The sequence below is a fragment of the Propionibacterium freudenreichii subsp. freudenreichii genome (assembly GCF_000940845.1).
GTDB classification, from domain to species: Bacteria; Actinomycetota; Actinomycetes; order Propionibacteriales; family Propionibacteriaceae; genus Propionibacterium; species Propionibacterium freudenreichii.
Map to the genome: position 1 here is coordinate 1,256,746 of NZ_CP010341.1, position 25,055 is coordinate 1,281,800.

A 25,055-nucleotide genomic window follows, 5' to 3' on the forward strand; every position below is an offset into this window, starting at 1 on the left:
GTGCAGTGCGACACCAATATGGTCGCGCCGCGACGTGCGGAGGGGAGAGGGATCGGTGGATCAGATCCTGCAACAGCTGGTGAATGGGGCGTCACTCGGCAGTGTCTACGCCCTGATCGCCCTCGGCTATACGATGATCTACGGCATCATCCAGCTGATCAACTTCGCCCACGGTGACGTGTACATGGTGGGCGCCTACGTGGGTTATGCATGCATGGCGCACTTCCACCTGGGCTTCTTCACCTCGTTGGTGGTGGCGATGGCCGTGTGCACCGTGCTCGGCGTCGTGATCGAACGTGTCGCCTACAAGCCGCTGCGCAAATCAAGTCGAATAGCCGTGCTCATCACGGCCATCGGGGTGAGCTTCCTCCTCGAGTACACCATGATGTTCTTCGTCGGGGCCGATGTGCGCTCCTACCCGCCGCTGCCACATTGGATGCAGGTCTCATGGCACCTGGGCGGGGTGATCATCACCTCCCTGCAGGTGCTGATCTTCGCCATCGCCGTGGCCCTCATGATCGCCCTGCAACTCATCGTGCGGCGCACGCGGCTGGGCAAGGCGATGCGTGCCGTCTCCCAGGACGCCGATGCGGCCCGCCTCATGGGCATCAATGTGAACAACACGATCTCGTTCACCTTCGCGCTGGGGTCGGCGCTCGCCGGCGCCGCCGGAGTGCTCGTGGCGGTGTACTACAACTCGATCAATCCGCTGATGGGCATGGTGCCCGGCCTGAAGGCGTTCATCGCCGCAGTCCTCGGCGGAATCGGACTGCTGCCCGGGGCACTGATCGGCGGTTACTTCATCGGCGTGGTCGAGACCTTCGTGTCGGGCACCGGCTTCTCGACGTTCAAGGACGCCGTCGTCTATGCGCTGTTGATCATCATCCTCGTCGTCAAACCATCCGGCCTGCTCGGCAAGAACGAGAAGGAGAAGGTGTGACCATGAGTGGCTCCCAGACCCTTGGGCTCGACACGTCCACGACCCCCTCACGTTCCTTCGTGCACGCCAGTTGGTTCCGCAAGACGGTGCTGCTCGCGGCCGTCTACCTGGTGGTGCTCCTGCTCGTCCAGGCCGATGTGATCAATGACTACCGCCTGATCACCATCGCCACCATCTGCATCAACATCGTGCTCGCCACCAGCCTCAACCTGATCACCGGTTTCACCGGACAGTTCTCGTTGGGTCACGCCGGGTTCATGGCGATCGGCGCCTATGTGACGGCCCTGGTCACCATTCAGATCGACTCGGTGTGGGGATTCGTCCTGGGCCTGTTGGCCGGTGCCCTGCTGGCCTCCCTGGTCGGGCTGTTAATCGGCCTGCCGACCCTGCGGCTGCGCGGCGACTATCTCGCCATCGTCACCCTCGGCATGGCCGAGATCATCCGCATCGTCCTGCTCAACCTCAAGGTGACCAATGGTGCTGCTGGCCTCCAGGGCATTCCCCAGTTCGTCAACTGGACCTGGCTGTTCATCCTCACCGCCGGCAGCGTCGTGCTGATCTCGAACTACCTGCATTCGCGCCACGGGCGGGATTCGATCGCCGTGCGCGAGGACGAGATCGCCGCCGAGTCCATCGGCGTGAACTCCACCCGCACCAAGACGATGAGCTTCATGGTGGGTGCCTTCTTCGGTGGCATCGCCGGGGGGATGTACGCGTCGTTCTTCTACTTCATCAAGCCGGACACCTTCAACTTCATGAAGTCGGTCGACATCCTGGTGATCGTGGTGCTGGGCGGACTCGGGTCCCTGTCGGGATCGGTCATCGCGGCAATCCTGCTGGCCATCGTGTCAACGCTGCTCCAGCCCTTCCCCGAGATTCGCATGATCCTGTACGCGCTGATCCTGATCCTCATCATGATCTTCCGACCACAAGGACTCATGGGCTCGCGTGAGCTCAGCGTCAAGCTGTTCTCGCGCCTGATCCCCGGCCGCGCACGAAAGGAGCGGACGCGATGAGCCAACCCATCCTCACCGTTGAGCACCTGACCAGGAACTTCGGGGGACTGGCGGCGCTGTCCGATATGTCCATGACGCTGAACCGCGGCGAGCTGGTGGGGCTCATCGGCCCGAACGGTGCCGGCAAGACGACCGTGTTCAACATGCTCACCGGTGTCTATGCCCCTTCCAGCGGCTCCATCACCTTCGACGAGCACGGCACTGCGGTGGAGCTCGGCGGGCGCAAGCCCAATGCGATCTGTCGGGCCGGTGTGGCACGCACCTTCCAGAACATCCGACTGTTCAAGGAACTGACGGTGCTGGAGAATGTGGTCAGCGCCATGCAGTTGCAGGAGAGCTACGGCCTGCTCGCCACCTTCGGGCACACGCCGGTCTGGAAGCGCAGCGAGGCCGACATCCGGCAGCGCAGCCGCGAGATGCTCGGCATCCTGGGACTGGCGGACAAGGAATCAGAGCTGGCCCGCAACCTTCCCTACGGCGACCAGCGACACCTGGAGATCGCGCGGGCCCTTGCCACCGCCCCCTCGCTGTTGCTGCTGGACGAGCCCGCGGCCGGCATGAATCCCGCCGAGACCGCCGAGCTCACCACGCTGATCAGCTGGATCCGTGAGAACTTTGACCTGACGATCCTGCTCATCGAACACGACATGAGCCTGGTGATGACCATCTGCGAGCGTATCTACGTGCTCGACCACGGCATCGTGATCGCCTCGGGAACCCCCGATGAGGTGCAGCACGATCCACAGGTGATCGAGGCATACCTGGGCCAGGAGGCCAGCGATGTTTGAGATCCATGACCTCCAGGTCAACTTCGGCGGAATCCAGGCGCTCAAGGGCATCTCGCTGAGTGTCGAGGACGGCCAGATCGTCACCCTGATCGGTGCCAATGGGGCGGGCAAGACCACGACCCTGCGCACTGCATCGGGCCTGGAGCGCCCCAGTGGCGGCACGATCACCCTGGCCGGCCAGGACATCACCAGGGCTTCCGCACGCGAACGCGTCAAGCAGGGACTCGTCCAGGTTCCCGAGGGGCGTCGCGTCTTCCCCAAGATGTCGGTGCTGGAGAACCTCGAACTGGGCGCCTTCCTGCGCAAGGATCGGGCGGGGATCACCCGGGACCTGCGCGATGTCTACGAACGGTTCCCCGTGCTGGCTGATCGGCTCAAGCAACAGGCCGGCACCCTGTCGGGCGGCGAGCAACAGATGCTGGCCATGGGACGCGCCCTGATGAGCCGCCCGAAGATGCTGCTCCTCGATGAACCGTCAATGGGCCTGGCCCCCTTGTTCGTGCAGGAAATCTTCGACATCATCAAGGCGATCAACGAAGCCGGCACCACCGTCCTGCTGGTGGAGCAGAATGCAAATATGGCCCTTCAGATCGCCGATCACGCATATGTGATGGAGACTGGCAGAATCGTCCTGTCCGGCACCGCAGCCGAGCTGTCTGCCAGCGACGAGATCAAGCGCGCCTACCTGGGAGGCTGAGATGTTCATCCGAGACCACATGACGGCGAATCCCTTCACCGTCACCCCCGACGACACCGTTCCCAAGGCCGTCGAGGTCATGAAGCTCAACCATGTGCGCCACCTGCCGGTGCTGCGCGACGGCAAGGTGGTCGGGGTGATCGCAAACTCCGACATCGCCAAGGCCTCACCGTCCCAGGCCACCAGCTTCAGTATCGGCGAGATCACCTACCTCTTCAGCAAGCTGAAGGTCGGCAAGGTCATGAGCCGCGACGTCTACACCATCGCGGCCGATGCCCTCCTCGAACAGGCCGCCGTGCTCATGCGCGACCACAAGATCGAGATGGTCCCGGTGATGGAGGGCGACAAGCTGGTCGGGGTGATCACCGAGAGCGACATCCTCGATTCCTTCGTCGACATCATGGGAATGCGGATGCGTGGCACGCGACTGGTCCTCGAGGCGACCGATGCGCCGGGTCAGCTGTCGAGGATCACCGGCCTGGTGGCCGACCACGGCATGAATATCACCCACCTGGCGGTGTACCCGGGCTCTGGCACCAGCCAGATCGTCCTGGGGGTGAACAGCCTGAACACCGCCGACCTGGAAACCCAATTGGTCGGGCTGGGCTATCGAGTGATCGCGCGGCTGCGCAACGAGCCGGGCAAGGACTGAGCAGACAGCCTTCCGGCGTCGGCCACCGGCCTCACCGGTCGTCGGTGACCGTGTGGTGACGGCTGGCAGGGCCCGTGCGCCATGACGCGACGCTGGAGACGCCCGCAGCCTTCGCAGCACTCACGGCACGGGGCACGTGGGTCTCCTGCTGGGCCAGGGTGGACACGTCGATGACCATCGGTAGGTTCACCCCGGTCACCACATCGCTGTCCAGGTGACGGCTGCACCAGCGCACGGCCGCGTTGTAGGGGCTGCCACCCAGCAGGTCGACCAGGAAGATCACGCCCGCGGCGTCCTTGGTCGCATCCTGGACCGAACGATAGAGGGCGTGGACGTCGCCTTCGGGGTCGAAATCAATCGCCACCACATCAGGATTCGAGCCCAGGATCATCGCGGTGGACTTCACCAAGGCGCTTGCAAGGTTCCCGTGGGCAGCCACGACGACACGAATCACGAAAGTTCCTCCTTGAACCGACCGGCTCATGGTACCGCTAACATGCCCCGATCCCGGAGCGGACGAGGCGGGGGAGGCCGCCACGGGAGAACTCCCAATCCCCGCAGGCCGGCGAGCACGAACCACCACCCATTGTTCGGAACCTTCGTGATTCGGGACCTTCGTGCCGCAGACTGCCCGGGAGTGCCGGGCACGTGGGCACGCATCAAATCCCGGGCGGTAGTTCTTCCTCGGTCGGCGGCCGGGACGAGCCCCGCGGCATCCACCGCGAAGGCAGAAGCGGGCTCCATGCACGAGGTGACACATGCGCGATGAAAGGGGGTGGACGATGATCAGGAAGACCGGTGACGTTTGACCGATAATGTACATTATGTCAGAACGGGGAAATTTGGGCCCGTCACGCTCGCAGCGCCTGCCTCCCCCGGGATCGGCTCCACGAGGAGTGGCCGGCCTGCCGGGATAGCCTGAGATCATGACGACGGATGGATTGCTGCGCACGGCTTCGGTCGACGAACTGACCGCACGTCAGCAGATGCTCAGGGCCAGGGCGGCACGTTCCGGGGTTGATGCGGTGGTGATCAGCACCGGTGCCGACATGCGCTATCTGCTGGGCCGGAGCCAGGGTTCCCACGAACGACTCACCGCCCTCGTGGTGCCCACCAAGGGGTCGGCCTTCCTGATCGTGCCCGAGCTGGAGAGGCCCGGGTGGGAGGGATCATCGGCCGAGTCCATGGGGCTCGAGATGTCCACCTGGCCCGATGGCGACAGCCCCTACCGGCTCCTTGCCGCACGCCTGGGCCCGATCGCGGAGTTGGCCGTGGACGATGTGATGCCCGTCCGGCATGCCCACGAGATCCGGACGGCCGTCGATTGCCGGGTGGAACCTGCCGGCGAACTGATCGGGGGCATGCGCGTGGTGAAGACCGACGAGGAGATCACGGCGCTGACCGCGGTCGCCGCCGCCATCGACCGGGTGCACCGCCGTGTCCATGAGTGGTTGCGGCCGGGGCGGACCGAACGGCAGGTCGGTGCTGACATCGCCGCGGCGATCGTCGCGGAGGGCCATCAGCGCCCTGATTTCGTGATTGTCGGGTCCGGCCCCAACGGGGCAAGTCCACACCTGGAACAAACCGACCGCGTGATCGGTGCCGGCGACCCGGTCGTGGTCGATATCGGAGGCCCCGCCCCCAGCGGCTACTTCAGTGATTCCACGCGCACCTACTGCGTTGGCTCCCCCGGCGATCCCGAGTTCGCCACGGTGCACGACATCGTCCGAACGGCCCAGCAGAAGGCCTTTGAGACGGCGCGGGCGGGTGTGAGTGCCGCGGCGGTTGATCAGGCGGCCCGAACCGTGATCGAGCAGGCTGGGTATGGACCATATTTCATCACCCGCACGGGGCACGGCATCGGACTGGAGGTGCACGAGGAGCCCTACATCGTCCGTGGCGATGACCGGCTGCTCTCCCCCGGCATGGCCTTCTCCATCGAGCCGGGCATCTACCTGCCCGGACGCTTCGGGGTACGCATCGAGGACATCGTGCTCATTGGTGCCGACGGCTCCCCCGTCCGCCTCAACCACTCGCCCACCAGGTGGGAGTTGCCCTGAGCATCACATGATGCGCCCTCGGGTGCGGCTCAGCTGAGGCCGGTGCGCGGGTACAGCCACTCGAGGCCGGCCCCCAGTCCCCCACGCACGGCGGGCATCAGGTGGCCGGCGTTCTCCAGGGGATCGACCTTGACGGTCATGCCCGCTGCAGCGGCCTGCTGGGCCAATTCCTGCAGGCTGGGGCCGAAATAGTGGTCGTCGGTGCCATATGAGAAGAATGCCCAGGTATCGGGGTAATGATTCTTTGCGAGGATCGTGGATGGCTTCACCGCATCATAGGCACCCTGATCTCCATGGAACACATTCGCCAGCACATCTGGGGCGTGGTCAAATCCGGGATACGCCTCCCCCGAGACACTCATCACATTTCCCCACAGGTCCGGATGCTTTGCCCCGAAACTCACCGCGCACTGCCCCCCCTGTGAATATCCACCAACCGTCCAGTCCTGACGGTCGGTCGACACATTGAGGTTCTCGCGGACCCAATTCGCCACATCTGTATTGATATAGGTCTCAACATTCCCGAATTTCTGCGTGTCGAGGCACAGGGTGTCCACATTGGGATTCCCCAACTGATCCACGAACACGACAATCGGGGACAATCCGTTGTGGGCGGCGGCAATGCCGTCCAGCTGGTCCTTGAACAGCGGGGCGTCGGGAGTCCCTGGCTGACCCATCATGAACACCACCACGGGCAGCTTCGGCGCATTCGCCACCAGCGCTGCGGGCGGCAGATAGATACTCGCCGAGCGGGGGTGGAATCCCGAGACCTTGCCGGGCAGGTACTGGTTACCGGCCTGGCCCTTGGCCGGCATGTCCGCCGGTGCCACCCAGTGCGCACCGTCGAAGTCCTCGTGATGCGACGGACTCGACGTCGGCTGTGACGGAAGGGTGATCGGATTCGCCGGCACCCGACCGAGCAACGCACCCAGCGTGGTGTTGATCTGGTAGGCCTTGTTGACGGCCAGCACGGTGGCCCCCAACAGCACCACGGCTGCCAGGACGGCCGCCACCTTGCGACGCCAGGTCGACCACCGGAAATTTGCGACCACAAGGCCGAGGCCGATGAAGAAGGCCACCACCCAGATCCGTCCCAGCATGGGCATCGGCCCCAGGGTCAGGTTGAGAACCTTCTCGCCCAGGAACCAGGCGATCACGCCGACCACGGCTCCGACGCCGGCGCAGATCGCCACCGTCCTGGTCCAACCACGGTGTCGCCTGATCACCAGCCAGGCCACCACGAGCGCCGCAATGACCGCAGCGGGAATGAGTTCCTTGGGACCGACGATATTGCGCGCCATCAACCAATTGACAAAACTGCGCCACGTTCGCGACAACTGCGTCATGTATCTGATCCATTCTCGTCGGTTGATCCACGCCGACCCCGGAAGTACTTGATGATCCGGCTGATTCGAACTGTCGGTTCCGTGGTCACATACGCGGTCGTCAGCGCACGACCGATCTTCGGAAGATCAGTGGGGTCCTGGTACACCAGGTAGAGCGGATGGAACTCCGGTCCGAATTTCGCCTTGAAATGGTGCAGCGAGGTGAATCCATAATATCTTTCAAGCAGCCCCGAGACACTTCCGAGTCCCTGGTACAGGGTCCCTGAGACGGCATCGGTGACCGGTGGCTGATCGCGTGGCTCCATCGCCAGCGGCGAGCCCGACAGGCTCACCACCTCGAATCCCTCATCCTGGAACTGCAGGATCGCCTTCGAGATGAGCAACTCGATGGTGGAGTGGAAGACCCCGGTGGCCCCCTCGCGGCGTCGCATCACGTCGAGGAGCCAGCCGATGACCTTTTCGTCACGGTAGAGCGGCAACCAGGAGGCAACCCCATGGACATGTCCGCTCTCGTCGACGGCCAGCTCACAGCGGACCTCCGGATCCTCCATCTCGGCGAACCCGCCCAGGGTGAACCCGAGGGGCGGGAGGGTCTGTTGGCGTTGCCAGCCCTCGACCACTTCACGGATCTCGCGGCGCCGTTCCGGGGAGCACTGCGCCAGCCTGGTCCACACGATGCTGATGTCCTCGCGCTTTGCGCGATTCATGGCGGTGCGCAGGTCCTGGAAGCGCTTCCCCTTGAAGGCCACCTCACCCAACTCGATGCGTGATTCCTCGGCGATCTGGAGTGCCCGCCATCCGAAGCCACGCGCCTGGCGGGCGAAGTCGGCACCGACCGAATAGAAGCAGTAGGTCAGCCCACCCTCGTCCGACCGTCGGGCGAAGCTCAGGGCGGTGGCCATCGGGTCCTGACCGATCGGCTCCCCCAGGGTCACTGCCACTCCGTGGGCAAGGCGGTAGCCCACCACGCCCTCGAGCGCGGGGTCATACCAGTGGCGCACTCCGGTCCACTGGGTCATCCAGGCGAAGATGCCACCTCCGTAGCGGGTGATCAGCCCCCGCAGCCGCTTCGCATCGGCCCCGGCCAGCTCCCGCGGGTCCACCTGCATGTTGCGCGCCATGAGCACCAGTGCCACGAACATCACCAGCGGCCCCGTCAGATAGGCCAGGCTCTGCGTGGCGGTGCTGGCGGGCGACAGCGTTGACCCCAGCGACAGGAGCACTTCCAATCCGAACACCCGGGTGACCACATCGTGCAGCAGGGCCACGACGGAGGCCTGCGGGGACCATTGCGCAGCCAGCAACATGCCAACGACCACATAGACGATCGTGGCGACGCCGAACAGCGCGACGTAGCGCACGAGCTGGCCCACTGCGACCCGCCGGGGCAGGCGCACCGGGAACAGCCGCACCGTGAGGAGCAACAGGACGACCACGCCGACGGGGATCGCAGCCGGTAGGAAGGCCATGACCATGCGGACGAAGAAGATGAAGCCCGTGCTCGCGTGGGTCTGGCGCCATGCCAGCTCCGCCTTGGCCCGGACCACCGTGGCCGTCACGGTCGTGGCCGCCATGGCCGCCTCCACCAGGAGCGCGCAGAACCAGGCGGACCGGCGGGCCCGTACGAGTCCCAGGCAGAGCACCAGCATGATGACGGCGGGCAACACGCTCATGAGCAGGACGGGCCAGCCGAGGTTCTGGTGAAGGTGGGCCAGGGTGCAGGCATGTGAGCTGGCCAGTCGGCAGATCGCATGTGCCTCGCGTGACTCGAATTGCCCGGTTCGGACGTAGCCGGCGATCTCCTCCAACGGGCCGGCAGCACGCGTCGACCATGCGGCCAGAAGGGGCCCCAGTGACGCACAGGCGATCACCAGGGACACCAGGACGCGGCGCTCACGAAAGCGCGGCCACAGGTCGAAGCGTTCTGCGCCGCGCCACCAGAAGGCGCCGATGACCAGGCCGGCGACCATCGATCCGAGGGTCATGGCAGCGAAGGTCGAGGCGTCGTAGAAGCCCAGGGTGAGGGTGATCGCCAGACCGATCCATCGCGTGCGGACACGCCACAGGTGGTTGAACCCCCCCGACGCCGCCATGGCAACGCCCAGGAGCGCGGGAATGGCCCCATTGGACCAGCCATTGACCAACGCGTCTGACCAGCGCGGCCACTGGGATGCGATCAGCGATGCGAAGCCCAGGGTGAGCCCGGTCGCGACGACATGGCAGCACACCAGGGCGGCCACGAACCGCCACGCACCGAGCCGGCGTTCGATATAGGGAAACACCGAGACCATCAGCACCAGCAGCGCAACGGTCGCACCGATCGAGCCGGGGTCCACCAGCATGACCAGCCCACGCGCCACATTCGAGGCTCCGCCGATGTGGGCGGTTCCCCCGCCGGTGCGCACCCAGTGCCTGAGCCACTCCCCTGCCGGGGACAACTGCCATGCGATGGTCGCCACGCCGAGCACGGCGAGCACCATGCACACGGGCGCATGGATCAGTCGCCTCCACAAGCCCCGTGCAATGCTCCGGACGCCGGTCTCAGCGTGCGGGGTTCGTTGGCTCACGACAACCGATAATAGTCAGGCCCTTCCCGCCCAACGGCGGCGGCACCGTCCGGGCGACGACGGTTCGCGCCGGTCACACTGTGATCGGCGGGGGCGTCACGGGCCGGGCGCCGACGCGCCGCTACTGGAGGGCCTTGAGGATCAGCTCCCGCACGCGGGCGGCGTCAGCCTGTCCGTGCATCTGCTTCATCACGGCACCGATGAGGGCTCCGGCGGCCTGGACCTTCCCGCCACGGATCTTGTCCGCCACGCCCGGGTTGGCCGCAATGGCCTCGTCCACGGCGCGCGAGAGCGTGTCGTCATCGGAGACGACCTCCAGTCCGCGGGCCTTGACGATCTCGGCGGGTTCGCCCTCCCCCGCGAGCACGGCCTCGATGACCTGTCGGGCCATCTTGTCGGTGAGCTTGCCCGAGTCCACCAGTTTCCCGACCTGCGCCACCTGGACGGGGCTGATGGGCAATTCGGCCAGTTCGACCTCGGTCTCATTGGCCCGTCGCGACAGCTCTCCCAGCCACCACTTGCGTGCCGCAGCCTGATCGGCCCCGGCCACCACGGTGGCCTCGATCAGTGCCAGGGCACCCTCGTTCCCCTCGATGTCGCGCATCTCGAGGTCGGTCAATCCCCATTCCTTCTGCAGCCGCGCGGCCTTCACCGCGGGAAGCTCCGGCAGGGTCTTGCGCAGTTCGTCCACCCATTGCGCACTTGCCTCGACGGGCACGAGGTCTGGATCCGGTAGATAGCGGTAGTCCTCGGCTTCCTCCTTCGAACGTCCCGCGGTGGTGAAGCCCCCGGACTCATTCCACATCCGGGTCTCCTGCTTGACGCGTCCTCCGTCGGCCAGCACGGCTCCCTGCCGACAGATCTCGTAGCGCAGGGCCGCCTCGACGCTGCGCAGGGAGTTCACGTTCTTGGTCTCGGTTCGGGTGCCCAGTTCGGTCGATCCCTTGGGCATGAGCGACACATTGGCGTCGCAGCGCAACTGGCCCTGTTCCATGCGTCCCGCACTCACGTCGAGGGCACGCACCATGTCGCGCAGATAGCTCATATATGCCCGCGCCACCTCCGGGCCACGAGTGCCCGTGCCGTAGACCGGCTTCGTGACGATCTCAATGAGCGGAACGCCCGCACGGTTGTAGTCCATCAGGGAGTAGTCCGATCCCTGGATGCGCCCGGTGGCGCCACCGACATGCAGGGACTTCCCGGCGTCCTCCTCCATGTGGGCGCGCTCGATCGGCACCGTGTACTGCGTGCCTTCGACGTCCAGTCGGACCTCGCCCTCATAGGCAATGGGCTCGTCGTACTGGCTGATCTGGTAGTTCTTCGGCATGTCCGGGTAGAAATAGTGCTTGCGGGCGAACCGGCACCAGCTTGCGATGGAACAGCCCAGCGACAGGCCGATCCTGATGGCCGACTCAACTGCCTTGCCATTGACCACCGGCAGCGCACCGGGCAGACCCAAGCACACCGGGCAGGTATGGGTATTCGGTTCGGCGCCGAACTTCGTGGAGCAGCCGCACCACATCTTCGATTCGGTGTTGAGCTCGACATGCACCTCGAGGCCCAGCACCACGTCGAAGCGCGCCATGACCTCGTCGTAGTCCATCAACCTGTCATCGCTGTATTGCACGCTCACTTCGCGTCCTTCCCCATGCTCACCAGTGAGCCGGGCAGCGCTGCCGCCCGGTCGGACAATGCCGCGTCGTATCCCGGACCGACAAGGCGCTCGAGCGCGGCACCCACCCGGTAGACCTGATCATCGCCCAGGGCCGGCGCCATCACTTGGAATCCCACCGGCAGACCGTCGTCGGGTGACGCGCCACAGGGGAAGGAGCCGGCAGCGATGCCTGCCAGGTTGCTGGGAATCGTGCACAGGTCACCCATGTACATGGCCAGCGGATCGTCAACCTTCTCGCCGAGCTTGAACGCCGTCGTGGGAGCGACCGGGGACACCAGCGCATCGACCCGGTCAAAGGCGGCCGCAAAATCGCGGGCAATGAGGGTACGCATCTTCTGGGCGGAGCCGTAGTAGGCGTCGTAGTACCCGGCGGACAGGGCATAGGTGCCCAGGATGATCCGACGCTTCACCTCCGCGCCGAATCCCTGACCGCGACTGAGCCGCATCACCTGCTCAACGGAGTGATGGCCGTCGTCGCCCACCCGCAGCCCGTAGCGCATTGCGTCGTAGCGGGCGAGGTTGCTGGACAGCTCACTGGGCATGATCAGGTAGTAGGTGGCCAGCGCTTGTTCGAACCTCGGGCAGCTGACCTCGATCACCTCGGCGCCGGCCGCCTCGAGCTGGGCCACCGCCTCACCGAAGCGCGCCTCGACGCCGGGCGCATAGCCCTCACCACCGAGCTCACGCACCACGCCGATGCGCATTCCGGTCACGTCGGCGCGTTCCGCGGCCTGGCGGACGGGCGGCACCGGACGATCAAGCGACGTTGAGTCCTGGGGGTCATAGCCGGCGATCACCTGGTGGAGGGCCGCCGCATCGGCGGCGTTGCGGGCACAGGGCCCACACTGATCAAGGCTCGAGGCCATGGCGATGATCCCGAATCTGCTGACACCGCCATAGGTGGGCTTGACACCCACCGTGCCGGTCATTGCTGCGGGCTGACGAATCGATCCGCCGGTGTCGGTGCCGATCGCCAGGGGCGCCTCGCATGCCGCCAGTGCGGCCGCCGAGCCACCACCGGAACCACCGGGTATCCGCTCGAGGTCCCACGGGTTGTGGGTGGGGCCATAACCGGAGGACTCGGTGGACGATCCGCTGGCGAATTCATCCAGGTTGGTCTTCCCAAGGATCACCAGTCCGCCTGCCTGCAGGCGACGCACGACGGTGGCGTCATAGGGCGACATCCACCCCTCCAGGATGCGTGATGCGGCCGTCGTGGGAAGGCCCTGGTAACACAGGAGGTCCTTCACGGCGACCGGCACGCCCGCCAGCGGCGAGAGGCGCTCGCCGGCAGCGATCTGTGCGTCGACCTCGCCGGCACGGCGCAGGGCCAGATCACGATCGACGGCCAGGAAGGCGTGGACCGCGGGCTCGACAGCATCGATCTGGTCAAGGAAGGCCCCGGTGACTTCGGTGCTGGACTGTTCGCGGGCGGCGATCCGCCGACCGAGTTCCAGCGCCGGGGTGGTCAGGATGTCGTTGGTCACTGTGGCCTCACTGCTCATCGGAGTCATCAAGGATGCGAGGCACCCGGAAGCGTTGGTCCTGCTCGGCGGGCGCGCTGCGCAACATCTCGCCGGCGGGCCACGAGAGCTTCATCGCATCGGACCGGAAGGCGTTGGTGATCGGTACGGCATGTGATGTCGGGGGGATGTCCTCGTCGGCCACTTCGGCGACGCCGGCCACGGCGTTCAGGATGACGTCCAGCTGGGGTGCGAGTTCGGCCAACTCGTCGTCGGTCAATTCGATGCGCGCCAGGTCGGCCAACCGGCTGACGTCATGCGGCGTGAGAGCCACGTTCGTTACTCCTTCATGTGTCGATGCCGCGGCGCTGGCCGCAGGGGTGAGCGTTACGACTCCCCCGCCGAGGGAGGATGACCACCTCGGTGACGTGGCCATCCTAACGACAACCGGGTGCTGGGCGACGGCGCCTCCAGCGCATGCGGCGGACGCCGGCGAAACAAGACATTAACGCGGACGGGGTTCCAACCGGAGGATGATTTGAGACAATTGGGTCGTGTTGTTGCTGCGCGTAGAACTGCCCGGTCGACCCGGCGCCCTGGGTCAGGTTGCCACCGCCATGGGCGGTGTCGGCGCTGACATCAGCGCCATCGAGATCGTGGAGCGCCGTTCGGATGGTCACGTGATCGACGATTTCATCCTGGCCATGCCTCCGGGATCGCTCGCCGAGACGATCATCAATGCCTGTGCCGAGATGCCCGACGTGAAGGTGCTCTGGTTGTCGCGCTATCCCGACCAATGGAACCTCGAAAGCGACATCGAGGTGATCAACCGGATGTCGAAGCAGCGGGCCCGCGCAGCGGAGATCCTGACCGAGGACGCACCCACGGTCTTCCGTTGCGAATGGGCGAGTCTGGTCGACCGCAAGGGACTCAAGGTGTTGCACGCCACCGAGCGGGCGCCCGAGTTCACAGCCGACCAATTGCGCGAGCTCGGTGACTTGGCAAAGGCGGGTCGCCACGCAATGGGCGAGGACTGGATGCCCGACTGGGGCGATGTGGCGGTCGCGGCGGCGCCGGTTGATGAGGATCGCACACTGCTGGTCGGCCGTCAGGGCGGGCCCGAGTTCCTGGATTCAGAGTTGTTCCGCCTCGAGCACTTGGCGTCGGTCGCCCGAGCCTGACGCCGTCAGCCGCCGAGAATTCAGTAGCCGAGAAGTTTGTAGAACACGTACATCAGGACCCCGATGGCGGTGGTGGCCGCCACCAGCGCGATACTCACCCATATCCGCAACCTCTTCTTCTGGGCCGTCGTGGGCACTTGGTCAGGTCCCCACTCGCCGATGCTTGGACGCGCCCGCACCGGGGCACCGCCGGTCAGGTCGAGATCAGAGGAGAACCTGCGCATAAAGGTGATCCTAACCACCGTCCCTGAGCGCGCGGCATCCGCGCCGTATGGCGCAAGCACGCCGTGGGTCAGCCGCGGGCAACAGCGGCCAGGTCGGCCAGCGCGCGGAAGGCATCGACCGGGTCGGCGGACGCCAGGCCGCACGCGGGTGTGATCGCCAGGCGCCTGTCCGCGGGACCGCCGGGGTCGGCCTCCAGCTTCCTACGGCACTCGTCGAGTGCTCCCCTGATCGCATCAACTCCGAACCCGGGGGTGGATGTGGACAACAGGCCGAGCCACAGCGCGTGGTCCATGCCGGGCCCCGGTTCTGCGGAGAACCATTGTGCCAACGCGTCCCATGAGCCAGCGTCCAGGCGTTGGGTGTCGATGCTCAGTGCGTCCGGAACCGCGGCCGCCAGTTCCGTCAGGGGTGGGCGGTCAGCGCAGCAGTGAATCACCACGATGTCCTCGGCCGCCCCACGCGTGGCGTCAACGCAGGCACCCAAGGATTCCTGTACCTCCTGGGCCTCAACCGCCGGCAGGCGGCGACGGCCCGACTCGTCAGGGATCGCCCCGGCCAGCACGGCCGGCAACGCCGGCTCATCGATCTGCACCGCCAGGGGACGATCCAGCTGACTGCGAGTATGGGCGATGCGGTCCACGGCCCCCGCCAGCCACGCCTGGGCCAGGTCCCGACGCGCGCCGGCGTCACCCACGGCACGTCCGCCACGGACGAGGTCGAGACTGGCCAGCAGCGTCCAGGGACCGGCCATCGTGAGCGTAAGGGTCCCCTGCCAGTCCTCGATCACCTCAGCGGTCATGGTCACGTCGTCGTTGAACAGGGCGGCGGCCCTTCTGCCAACAAGGGAAGGTCCCGGGGCGAGGCGCCACCCCGAGGGTCGCCGATCGAACGGCATATCGGGCAATATGGCGGCCGTGCGGGCAATCATCGAGGCCTGCGGGCCCCGGTCGGGCAGCTCGACGATGGGAGCCCTGTCGGGCAGTTCCCCGAGGACTGCGTGCGCGGTGGCGCGCAGGTCCGTGCCGGCGAACGAGCCCAGGGCGGTGGCGATCATGGCTTGATCCTCGCATGTGAGGGGGAGGTCCCGTCCCCCGTGGCCCTATTCGTGCTCAGGGACCATGGATGGGCCGGGGGCATGACTGGCAACGATCTCGGCAGCGCCGCGCACCCGATCAGCGTCATAGAAGACGATGAACTGTCCGGGTGCAACCCCGGAGACGGGCTCAGCGAAGTGCACGCGCAGTTGCCCGTCCGCCTCCTCGAGGCGCGCCGGCACCGCCCGTCCATGTGCCCGGAACTGCACGAGTCCCCGCCAGTGCGGGCCGAGTGGCATGCCGGTGTCGGACAGGTCTTCGACATCCACCTGACCCACCAACAGCTCGCGACCCTGGCCGACGTGCACCGTGTTGGTCGCGGCGTCCAGGGCGGTGACATAGCGAGGCTTGCCATCGTCTGCGGGTCGACGCAGGCCGAGTCCCTTGCGCTGCCCCACGGTGAAGTGCTGGATTCCGTGGTGCGTGCCGAGCACCGTCCCCCGGGCGTCGACGATGTCTCCCTGCCGGTCCGCCAGCCGGTCAGCGAGGAACTCGGCAGCTCCTCCCTGGGTGACAAAGCAAATATCGGTGGAGTCCGGCTTGTGGGCCACGGGAAGGCCCCTGCGCTCGGCCTCCTCGCGCACCTCGTCTTTGGTGGTCACGGTTCCGAGCGGGAACAGGCAGTGGCGAAGGTCGTCCTGGCTGAGTACGCCCAGCACATAGGACTGATCCTTGCGGGTGTTCGCAGCCCGGTGCAGCCCGATGCTGCCGTCCGGGGCGGGCTCGAGACGGGCGTAGTGGCCAGTGGCGACCGCGTCGAAGCCCTCCGCGATCCCGCGACTCAGCAATCCCCTGAACTTGACCTCCCGGTTGCACCGCAGGCAGGGGTTGGGGGTGCGTCCGGCCGCATAGGAAGTCGTGAAATAGTCCAGGACACGGTCTTCGAAACGATCCCTCAGATCCCACACCACCAACCGGATACCCACGGCGTCAGCGACGGCCCGGGCATCGCGCGTCTCGGGGACCGAGCCGGCACCAAGCAGCAGGTGGACCCCCATGGCCTCATGCCCGGCCTCCACCACACGGGCCGCGGTGACTGCGGAATCCACTCCCCCCGACAGGGCAACTGCTACGCGCACGTACGCTCTCCTCTTCGCTTGGATGACGGCCCCGCAGGTGATGGGCTCCTTGACTCGTCGGTGCGAAGCACCTCCGCAGCCGGGCAACAAGCCGGACACTACGGAAGACGTCGCTCAGCCCATGGTCGCCGGGTAGTCGATAAACTGAATTCTAGGCGTGGGCCGCTCCCGTGGCACCACGCCGCGTTGCCGTGAAGACCGTGACGCACCTGAAGCACACGCCACCAACCGGGTGGCGCGTAGGAAGTACACCTGGATGACTGAGATCAACCGTTCCGATGCCGCACACGTGCTGGGAGCCCATCTGTCGGCAGATGGCTGCCATTTCGGGCTGTGGGCACCCCGAGCCGAGAGAGTTGAGCTCGCGCTGGTTGATGGCGATGGCTCCACCCAACGCAATGTCGACATGACCCCGGACGGAGGTGCCTGGTCGGTCTTCGTGCCCGATGTGGTGGCAGGCCAACGTTATGGCTTCCGCGTACATGCCCAGTGGGACCCGGATCAGGGGCTGCGAGCCAATCCCGCCAAGCTCCTCGTCGACCCCTATGCCCGTGCGATCACGGCGGGCGTCGACTACTCCGGGCCCATTTTCGATCACGTTCCCGGCTCGTACTTCGAACCCGATACCCGCGATTCGGCCGGCTCCGTTCCGTTGTCCGTGGTGGTCGCCGACAGTCCGGCCCCCGAGCCGATTGCCGAACGGCGTCCGCTTGAGGAGTGCGTGATCTACGAGACGCATGTCAAGGGACTCACCCAGCTGCATCCCACGGTTCCCGAGCACCTGCGGGGACGGTTCGCTGGCGTGGCCTATCCGGCCGTCACCGAGCATCTCAAGAGCCTGGGTGTCAACGCGGTGGAATTCCTGCCGGTGCACCACTTCATCTCCGAGCCATTCGTCATGGGCCGGGGATTGTCGAACTACTGGGGATACAACTCACTGGGATTCTTTGCCCCGCACGCCGCCTACTGTTCGGTCGGCACCGAGGGCGATCAGGTTGCCGAGTTCAAGGAAATGGTCACCGCGCTGCATCGTGCCGGTATCGAGGTCATCCTCGACGTCGTGTACAACCACACCTGCGAGGGCAACCATGAGGGTCCCACATTGAGCTTCCGGGGGATCGATCACCGCGGCTACTACCGCCTCACCGATGACCTGCGCAATGACTACGACATCACCGGCACCGGAAATTCGGTCAATACCGCGCACGCAGACGTCCTGGCGATGGTCGTCGATTCGATGCGCTATTGGGTGCAGGAGATGGGCGTTGACGGATTCCGCTTCGATCTGGCCACAGAGCTGATCCGCGACGGCGAACACCACGTTGACCAGAACCATGACTTCAAGAAGCTCATTGCCCAGGATCCGGCATTCAAGGGCGTGAAGATGATCGCCGAGCCGTGGGACCTGGGCCCCTATGGCTATCAGGTCGGGAACTGGGGACCGGGGTGGAGCGAGTGGAATGATCGCTTCCGCGGATATATGCGCGACTACTGGCGCGGTCAGGTTGATGGCGTTGACGAGCTCGCAACCCGCCTGAGCGGCTCCGCCGACCTGTTCGACCATGATGATCGACCGCCTTCCAGCTCGATCAACTTCTTTGATGCCCATGACGGCTTTCCGCTGCGCGACCTGGTCACGTACAACGAAAAGCACAATGAGGCCAACGGTGAGGACAACCGCGACGGCTCCGACGACAACCGCTCGTGGAACTGTGGCGTTGAGGGGGAAACCGCGGACGAGGTGATCAACGCCCTGCGCCATCGTCAGATCCGGAACATGGTCGCCACGCTGATGCTTTCTGACGGCGTTCCCATGTATTGCGCTGGCGACGAGATGGGGCGTACCCAACAGGGCAACAACAACGCATATTGCCAGGACGGCCCGATCAATTGGTTGCGGTGGGACCAGATGGAGGAATGGGGCGACGTGCTCGACACGGTGCGCACCTTCACCGATCTGCGCATGTCCACTCCCCTGCTCCACGCCAATGATTACCGTTACCGCACAGAGGTCACCGACCCCGCCGGTGCCGGTCTCGGTCGCTACGAGCTTGCCTGGATGAACGGCTCCAGTGGCGAGATGGGCGAGGCCGATTGGCATGACGGCTCCCGACGCCTGCTCGGGATGTACGTCTCGGACGCCTCCTCCGTGGCATATCTCAGCTGGTTCTACTCCGGCGATCAGCCCATCCAGGTGCAGATGCCACCCGCGCCCTGGGGAGAGAGCTTCCACATCGTGGCGTCGACCTGCGAAGACGGCGAGGTGCCCGATGCCGACCTGGCTCCCGGCGATTCGTTCACGATGCCGCCCCGAACCGTGGTGACGATGCGCGTCGCCGTGATGACCACGGCGCCGGTTCCCGACGATCAGCCAGTCACCGATCAGGAGATCGCTACCGGGGATCCGCATATCCCGGACACACCGGAGGCCGCGGCCCACACCAGCTAGTTTCCGCGGCCCAATCCCCCCGGGCCGACCCCGTGCAAGCACTTCGGACACGCCAACCACCGCGTTGTGGATAACTATTTTTCTCCGGTGGAAGTTTGGTGTGACTAGGCGGATTGCCCGCATGCCGAGTCGCGTGTTGCTTTGTGGTGGCGTTTTGGGGTGTTTTGCGTGCCATGATGTTCGCGAACTGCTCGTCGATCATGGGAGCTCGATGCGGATGTCCAGCCGATCAATGCGTGCCGGGGCCATTGCCCTGGCAGCGGTGATGATGTCGTCGATGGTGGCCTGTAGTGGCCCCTCGGCCTCGGAGAAGGCCTCCGCCTCGTTCCACAACTCGGTGAGTGCCGCACGGGACGCCCTGTTCGAAGAGGCCAAGGCCACCAACCAAGGATTCTTCGACCTCGAGGAGTCATTACTTCTCCAGGGTGGTACACAGACCCCGCCCCCCGATATGTCCAGGTTTGTGATGGGTGAATTCGCCGACGACGTATCTGAGCACAACGCGATCGTCCAACGGGAGGCGCTTGACCCCTGATCTTGGACACGCTGATTCCAGCACGGCGCTGGGGAAGCGAGAATTCAAGGGATGGCAAGGAAGAACTACACGGACGAGTTCCGGCAGCGGGCGGTGGACTTGTACGAGTCCACGCCCGGCGGGACGTTGAAGGGCATCGCAGCGGACCTGGGTATCTCCCGCGGCGCGCTGCGGGAGTGGGTCGAGAAGCATGGCTCGGGCACGACGACCGCCGACAGCATGTCGCCGCCCACGTCGGGTCGGTCAGAGTCCCAGGCAGCGCGGATCGCGCGGCTCGAGGCCGAGCTGGCCCAGTCGAGGGCGGAGAAGCTGAAGCTCGAGACGGAGCGGGACATCCTCCGTCAGGCGGCGAAGTATTTCGCCGGGGAGACGAACTGGTGAACCGCTTCCAGTTCGTCGAGGACCACAAGGACGCCTACGGCGTGAAGCGGTTGTGCGAGGTCATCGAGATCGCGAGGTCGTCGTTCTACGCCTGGCTCGCGGCGGCCCCGGGACGGGCGGCGAGAGCGGCCGAGGACGCGGCCCTCGCCGCGCGGATCCGGGTGCTGCAGGACCCCGCCCAGGGCGGCGACCGCGCCTACGGGGCACCGCGGATCACCGCCGACCTCAACGACGGCGTCACCGCTGCCGAGCGGGTGAACCACAAGCGGGTCGCCCGGGTGATGCGCGCGCATCAGCTCGCGGGGATCCGGCTACGCCGGCGGGTGAAGACCACGATCCCGGACCAGTCCGGACGCCGCTTCCCCGACCTGATCGGGAGGGATTTCTCCATCGGCGAGCCGAACCGCCGGTATGTCGGCGATATCACCTACCTTCCCATCGCCGACGGGTCGAACCTGTACCTCGCGACCTGCATCGACCTCGGCTCCCGGAAGCTCGCGGGTTGGCAGATCGCAGACCACATGCGCACCGAACTCGTCGAGGATGCACTCCGCGCCGCGGCCCGCGACCGCGGGACGCTGGCCGGCGCGATCTTCCACAGCGACCACGGCAGCGTCTACACCTCGAAGGCCTACGCAACCCTCTGCGAGCACCTGGGCGTGACCCAGTCCATGGGTGCGGTGGGCACGAGCGCCGACAACTCCCTTGCGGAGAGCGTCAACGCGACGCTCAAACGCGAGCTCCTCGAAGGCGCTTCAGCGTTCCCCGACCAGGCCACCGCCTACCGGGCCGTGTTCCGGTGGGCGAACCGCTACAACACCCGACGGCGCCACTCCGCGATCGGCCACATCAGCCCGAGCACCTACGAAGCCGCCTACGCGGCGACCGCGTCCGCTACCCTCACGGAAGCGGCATAACCCCGAACCGACACCGTGTCCACGATCGCGGGTCAAGGCCCGGAATCCCTGCGAACGCGACCCGGCACAAAGGCCGCTCTGATTGGACCCAGAATTTACACCGGGCCCGACAAGCCTGAGATGGCGGACGCACGAGAGCAGGCCTCAATCATCATCGAGAGCTGCACCGACAGCACTTCGAGTCCAATCGTTGATCGCAACAATCATGTCGTCGAGAACGGCGGCGGAATTGCGCATCATATCTTTTTCCTCAGGAAAGATGTTGACAACAACCTGAAGATATTTGTTTCCTGGACAGGAAAGGTCGAAACATGCCCAGTCACCGCATAGGAATTCGGACATTATTTGCCGCTCTTACCGCCGCGGGGCTTCTGATTCCCACAGCTGCTGCTGCGGATGGCAGGGGATTTGGCCGGACCACCGCATTTTCTGGTTCGGGGTCCACGATGCGCGTTGAGGCGTGGGCCGGTGGCACCACCGGAACCACCAACACCGCAGGCACCACCGCAACAGAATTCGACTCCACCGCATGGACCCGCTGGGCCCTGTCCCCCTGCAGCACCATCATGAACCCCGCCGCCAACACCGGAGCCCTGTTCACCCCCGAAACCAAGAAACAAGCCGCCACCCGCCAGGGCATCGACTGCACCACACCCAACACCACCACGATCGCCACCACCGCACACCACGCGATCGCCACCATGACCCTGCCCGACACCACCATCAAACTCGACCCCGACCCCACCACCAACCAATGGCACGCCGCCGCGGTGGGACAACAACTGTGGTTCACCCTCGACAACCCCGGCCCCCAACACACCACCACCACCAACACAGACATCACCATCACCCTGACCGCAACACCCGGCCCCGTCACCATCAACCCCGGCGGCCACACCACCCCCATCCACTGCACCACCGGACGCCCACGACCCGCCACCACCAACGGCAACCAACCCTCACCAGTCTGCGGCACCAGCTACCAACACCCCGGCCACTACACCATCACCGCCACCCGCACCTGGACCATCACCTGGACCGCCCAAGGACACACCGGCACCGAAACCATCACCCGCCCCGCCACCGCACCCACCCTCGACGTCATCGAACTCCACTCCCTCCTCGTCCCCAACAACTAACCCACACCCCCACCGCGCACCACCCCAACACCAGCGTTCGGGCAATTCCCCCCAACCCCCCACCCGAACCCACAACAAAGGCCGGGGACCGACCCCGCAATGCGGAACCGGCCCCCGGCCTTCGTTCAATCAATCAGTGAATCAGCGGTCCTGTTCGGCAACCGCAGCCGTGGCGACGGTGGCAAGACCGAGCTCAGCGGCATCGTGCAGCAAGGGGTGCTTGGGCACGACCCGCACGGTGTATCCGATCGAACCTGAGATGGCAGAGACCAGGTTGGCCCGGAAGAGCTGCCCCTGTTGGTCCACCTGATCGGTGGGCGCCAATTCGAAGATGCGCACATTGTGGATCTGGTCATCGGCGTCCACGTCGCCCGAAACAACCTGCACGCTGACGTCCGTGGGCTCCAGCGACCCGAGCTTCACCCATGCCGAGAACACATTGCGTGAACCCACGGCCACCGGGTTGGGAAGATCGCTTTCCACCCGGTCGATGGCCACGCCATCCCACGCCTGGCGCACCCGCTGCTTCCACGCGGCCAGATTGGCGGCCACATCGTTGTCCAGCAGCGCGCTGGCCGACTGGGCAGCCGGTGTGTACAGGTCGGTGACGTAGTCACGCACCATCCGGGTGGCGAGGATCTTGGGACCCAGTCCCTCCATCGTCTCGCGCATCATCGTGATCCACCCGGTCGGGAGTCCATTGGCGTCGCGGGCATAGAACTTCGGCACCACATCGCGCTCAATGATCTGGTAGAGCGACTCGGCCTCCATGCGGTCCCTCTCCTCCGGGGAGGCCGCATTGGTGGCCGAGGGAATGGCCCACCCGTACGCCGGGTCGTACCACTCGTCCCACCAGCCGTCGAGGATGGACAGGTTTGCGGCGCCGTTGAGCGCCGCCTTCATGCCGGAGGTGCCACACGCCTCCTGGGGGCGCAGTGGATTGTTCAGCCACACATCGCAGCCGGGGTACAGCGGGCGTGCCAACGAAATGTCGTAGTCAGGCAGGAACACCAGCTTTCCGCGGACCTCGGGGTCATCGGAGAACTGCACCATCTGCTGGATGAAGCCCTTGCCGATGTCATCGGCCGGATGTGCCTTGCCGGCGATGACGATCTGGACCGGGTGCTCCGGATCGTTGAGCAGCTTCTTGAGGCGCTCAGGCTGCTGGATCATCAGCGTCAAGCGCTTGTAGGAGGCGCCGCGGCGTGCAAAACCGATCGTCAGCACGTGGGGATTGAGTGCATTGCTGACCCACTCACTGCTCATGCCCCGGCTCTTGCAGCTGCGCACCAGGCGTTCCCTGGCCATCTTGATCATCTCGCCGCGCATCTGTCGCTTGAGTGACCACAAGGTGTTGTCGTCGACCCGGTCCAGGGCCGTGAGGTCCAGTCCGTCAACCACCGTCTCGGAGTCGCCGGTCTGTGCCTGCAGGAGCTCCAGCAGGTCGGGATGGATCCAGCTCTGGGCATGGACGCCGTTGGTGACCGACCCGATCGGCACCTCGCTGACATCGAAGTCGGGCCACAAGCCCTGGAACATCTCGCGGCTCACCTTGCCGTGCAGGCGCGACACGCCATTGGCGTGCTCACCCAGACGCAGACCCATCACGGCCATGTTGAAGCGGCTGGGGTCACCACCCTCATAGTCCTCAGCGCCCAGTGCCAGGACGCGATCGATGGGCAGGGGGGTGAAGTCACCGAACTCATTGGCGACCTGCTCGTTGCCGAAGCGGTCGATGCCGGCGGGCACTGGGGTATGGGTGGTGAAGACGTTCCCGGCGCGGGTCTTCTCCCACGCGGTATCAAAGTCATCACCCGAAGTCATGTACTCGCGGATCCGCTCGAGCCCGAGGAAACCGGCGTGGCCCTCGTTGCAGTGGTACACATCGGGATCGGGACGGCCCGTGACGCGGCAGAACGCACGAAGGGCCCGCACGCCGCCCACCCCGAGCAGGATCTCCTGGGCGAGGCGATGGTCGGCACTGCCGCCGTAGAGGCGATCCGTGATCGACCGTGCGGCCTCGTCATTGGCATCCACATTGGTGTCCATGAACAACAGTGGGACGCGTCCGACCTGGGCCACCCACAGCTGGGCAACGACGGGTCGGTGGTTGATGGTGAGCGTGATCGTGACGGGCTCGCCGTCCTCGCGCAGCATCTCAACGGGCAGCTCATTGGGGTCAAGCACCGGGTAGTGCTCCTGCTGCCAGCCGGCCGCGTTGAGGGACTGGCGGAAGTAGCCGTGGGTATAGAGCAGGCCGACGCCGATGATCGGCACCCCGAGGTCGGATGCCGACTTCAGGTGGTCACCGGCCAGTACGCCGAGTCCGCCGGAGTACTGGGGCAGCACGGAACTGACACCGAACTCCGCCGAGAAATAGCCGATCGCCTTGGGGGCCTCCGGGTGGCGGGAGACGAATCCCTGGTACCACCGATCCCCCGAGACGTAATCAGACAGGTCGGCGGCGGCAAGTTCCAGGTGGCGCAGATAACGGCGGTCGCCAGCCAGTGTGTCCAGGCGCTCGCGTGAAGCGCGGGACAGCAGCTTCTGGGGGTCATGGGATGTCTCTTCCCACAGGACCGGATCGATGGCCTCGAACAGGTCCTGGGTGTCCTGATGCCATGACCAGCGCAAATTGCGCGCTAGGACGGCCAAGGGCTTGAGGGACTCGGGTAGGACCGGCTGAACAATGAATCGTCGAATAGCTCGCACGTCCACAAGGCTAATGGGCACGCAAGCCGCGCGCCGATTCGCGCGAAGATGGACAGGACCCACCGCACGCTGCGGGCCAGCAATAATGGCCACGCCATTCGCGCCTGTCAGCCCCAGTTCGAGTCCGCCTTGGATAGCG

At 65.5% G+C, this 25,055-nt stretch carries 22 protein-coding genes; 11 read left to right on the forward strand and 11 right to left on the reverse strand.

The features are described from left to right. The first annotated feature begins 55 nt into the window (after positions 1 to 55). Genes RM25_RS05370 through RM25_RS05390 form a run of 5 tightly spaced genes read left to right on the forward strand, consistent with a single transcriptional unit; the run spans position 56 to position 4,093 of the window. On the forward strand, positions 56 to 940 hold the full coding sequence (locus RM25_RS05370; RefSeq protein ID WP_013160988.1) for a branched-chain amino acid ABC transporter permease: 885 nt from the start codon (positions 56 to 58) through the stop codon (positions 938 to 940). Positions 941 to 942: 2 nt separating this feature from the next. Next, the gene (locus tag RM25_RS05375) at positions 943 to 1,956 is read left to right on the forward strand and encodes a branched-chain amino acid ABC transporter permease (protein WP_013160987.1); all 1,014 of its coding nucleotides are present in this window, start codon (positions 943 to 945) and stop codon (positions 1,954 to 1,956) included. Then, complete coding sequence (locus tag RM25_RS05380) at positions 1,953 to 2,744, forward strand: ABC transporter ATP-binding protein (RefSeq protein WP_013160986.1); 792 nt, start codon at positions 1,953 to 1,955, stop codon at positions 2,742 to 2,744. Before RM25_RS05375 ends, RM25_RS05380 begins: the two co-directional genes overlap by 4 nt. After that, entirely contained in the window at positions 2,737 to 3,441 is a 705-nt protein-coding gene (locus tag RM25_RS05385) for an ABC transporter ATP-binding protein (RefSeq protein ID WP_013160985.1), read from the forward strand. The genes RM25_RS05380 and RM25_RS05385 overlap by 8 nt, the downstream gene beginning before the upstream one ends. A 1-nt stretch (position 3,442) precedes the next feature. Next, a complete protein-coding gene (locus tag RM25_RS05390) occupies positions 3,443 to 4,093 on the forward strand; it encodes a CBS and ACT domain-containing protein (RefSeq protein ID WP_013160984.1) in 651 nt (216 codons plus the stop codon). A gap of 31 nt (positions 4,094 to 4,124) precedes the next feature. Here RM25_RS05390 and RM25_RS12735 read toward each other — a convergent pair whose 3' ends face one another. After that, the gene (locus RM25_RS12735; protein ID WP_044636154.1) at positions 4,125 to 4,547 is read right to left on the reverse strand and encodes a PTS sugar transporter subunit IIA; all 423 of its coding nucleotides are present in this window, start codon (positions 4,545 to 4,547) and stop codon (positions 4,125 to 4,127) included. A gap of 472 nt (positions 4,548 to 5,019) precedes the next feature. Between RM25_RS12735 and RM25_RS05400 the strand changes: the two genes are divergently transcribed. Further along, positions 5,020 to 6,153 (forward strand): M24 family metallopeptidase, encoded by a 1,134-nt coding sequence (locus RM25_RS05400; protein WP_013160982.1) that lies wholly within the window; start codon positions 5,020 to 5,022, stop codon positions 6,151 to 6,153. A gap of 29 nt (positions 6,154 to 6,182) precedes the next feature. Here RM25_RS05400 and RM25_RS05405 read toward each other — a convergent pair whose 3' ends face one another. The 5 genes from RM25_RS05405 to gatC form a co-directional block, all read right to left on the reverse strand. Then, positions 6,183 to 7,499, reverse strand: coding sequence for an alpha/beta hydrolase (locus RM25_RS05405; protein ID WP_060759078.1), 1,317 nt, complete (start codon positions 7,497 to 7,499; stop codon positions 6,183 to 6,185). Further along, entirely contained in the window at positions 7,496 to 9,979 is a 2,484-nt protein-coding gene (locus tag RM25_RS05410) for a bifunctional lysylphosphatidylglycerol flippase/synthetase MprF (protein WP_044636155.1), read from the reverse strand. The genes RM25_RS05405 and RM25_RS05410 overlap by 4 nt, the downstream gene beginning before the upstream one ends. Positions 9,980 to 10,187: 208 nt before the next feature. After that, complete coding sequence (gene gatB / locus RM25_RS05415; RefSeq protein ID WP_044636722.1) at positions 10,188 to 11,669, reverse strand: Asp-tRNA(Asn)/Glu-tRNA(Gln) amidotransferase subunit GatB; 1,482 nt, start codon at positions 11,667 to 11,669, stop codon at positions 10,188 to 10,190. A gap of 26 nt (positions 11,670 to 11,695) precedes the next feature. Continuing rightward, a complete protein-coding gene (gene gatA, locus RM25_RS05420) occupies positions 11,696 to 13,246 on the reverse strand; it encodes an Asp-tRNA(Asn)/Glu-tRNA(Gln) amidotransferase subunit GatA (RefSeq protein WP_044636156.1) in 1,551 nt (516 codons plus the stop codon). Next, positions 13,236 to 13,538 (reverse strand): Asp-tRNA(Asn)/Glu-tRNA(Gln) amidotransferase subunit GatC, encoded by a 303-nt coding sequence (gatC, locus tag RM25_RS05425; RefSeq protein ID WP_044636157.1) that lies wholly within the window; start codon positions 13,536 to 13,538, stop codon positions 13,236 to 13,238. Before gatC ends, gatA begins: the two co-directional genes overlap by 11 nt. Positions 13,539 to 13,758: 220 nt before the next feature. On the opposite strand from gatC, the gene RM25_RS05430 reads away from it, so the two are divergent. Beyond that, complete coding sequence (locus RM25_RS05430; protein ID WP_052809121.1) at positions 13,759 to 14,385, forward strand: ACT domain-containing protein; 627 nt, start codon at positions 13,759 to 13,761, stop codon at positions 14,383 to 14,385. Positions 14,386 to 14,405: 20 nt separating this feature from the next. Here RM25_RS05430 and RM25_RS05435 read toward each other — a convergent pair whose 3' ends face one another. From RM25_RS05435 to mnmA, 3 genes are all read right to left on the reverse strand, one after another. Then, a complete protein-coding gene (locus RM25_RS05435; RefSeq protein ID WP_013160976.1) occupies positions 14,406 to 14,609 on the reverse strand; it encodes a hypothetical protein in 204 nt (67 codons plus the stop codon). A 68-nt stretch (positions 14,610 to 14,677) separates the two neighbouring features. Then, a complete protein-coding gene (locus tag RM25_RS05440; RefSeq protein WP_044636158.1) occupies positions 14,678 to 15,664 on the reverse strand; it encodes a uroporphyrinogen decarboxylase/cobalamine-independent methonine synthase family protein in 987 nt (328 codons plus the stop codon). Positions 15,665 to 15,709: 45 nt separating this feature from the next. Beyond that, complete coding sequence (mnmA, locus tag RM25_RS05445) at positions 15,710 to 16,783, reverse strand: tRNA 2-thiouridine(34) synthase MnmA (RefSeq protein ID WP_097775852.1); 1,074 nt, start codon at positions 16,781 to 16,783, stop codon at positions 15,710 to 15,712. Positions 16,784 to 17,039: 256 nt separating this feature from the next. On the opposite strand from mnmA, the gene glgX reads away from it, so the two are divergent. From glgX to RM25_RS05465, 3 genes are all read left to right on the forward strand, one after another. Then, positions 17,040 to 19,232, forward strand: coding sequence for a glycogen debranching protein GlgX (glgX, locus tag RM25_RS05450; protein WP_081015760.1), 2,193 nt, complete (start codon positions 17,040 to 17,042; stop codon positions 19,230 to 19,232). Positions 19,233 to 19,449: 217 nt separating this feature from the next. Then, positions 19,450 to 19,767 carry a hypothetical protein gene (locus tag RM25_RS05455; protein ID WP_257009057.1) on the forward strand — a complete coding sequence of 106 codons (318 nt, stop codon included), beginning with the start codon at positions 19,450 to 19,452 and terminating at the stop codon, positions 19,765 to 19,767. 51 nt (positions 19,768 to 19,818) lie between these two features. Further along, positions 19,819 to 21,065 (forward strand): IS3 family transposase gene (locus RM25_RS05465; protein WP_413540870.1). Its coding sequence is split into 2 segments (ribosomal slippage): positions 19,819 to 20,134 and positions 20,134 to 21,065, totalling 1,248 coding nucleotides; the frame shifts between segments, so codons are not numbered across the junction. 144 nt (positions 21,066 to 21,209) lie between these two features. Here RM25_RS05465 and RM25_RS12590 read toward each other — a convergent pair. Next, complete coding sequence (locus RM25_RS12590) at positions 21,210 to 21,407, reverse strand: hypothetical protein (protein WP_144406045.1); 198 nt, start codon at positions 21,405 to 21,407, stop codon at positions 21,210 to 21,212. A 104-nt stretch (positions 21,408 to 21,511) separates the two neighbouring features. On the opposite strand from RM25_RS12590, the gene RM25_RS05470 reads away from it, so the two are divergent. Beyond that, positions 21,512 to 22,204 (forward strand): hypothetical protein, encoded by a 693-nt coding sequence (locus RM25_RS05470; RefSeq protein WP_044636163.1) that lies wholly within the window; start codon positions 21,512 to 21,514, stop codon positions 22,202 to 22,204. Positions 22,205 to 22,345: 141 nt separating this feature from the next. Here RM25_RS05470 and glgP read toward each other — a convergent pair whose 3' ends face one another. Next, positions 22,346 to 24,937, reverse strand: a complete 2,592-nt coding sequence (gene glgP, locus RM25_RS05475) for an alpha-glucan family phosphorylase (protein WP_414099968.1) — start codon at positions 24,935 to 24,937, stop codon at positions 22,346 to 22,348. Positions 24,938 to 25,055: the final 118 nt, after the last annotated feature.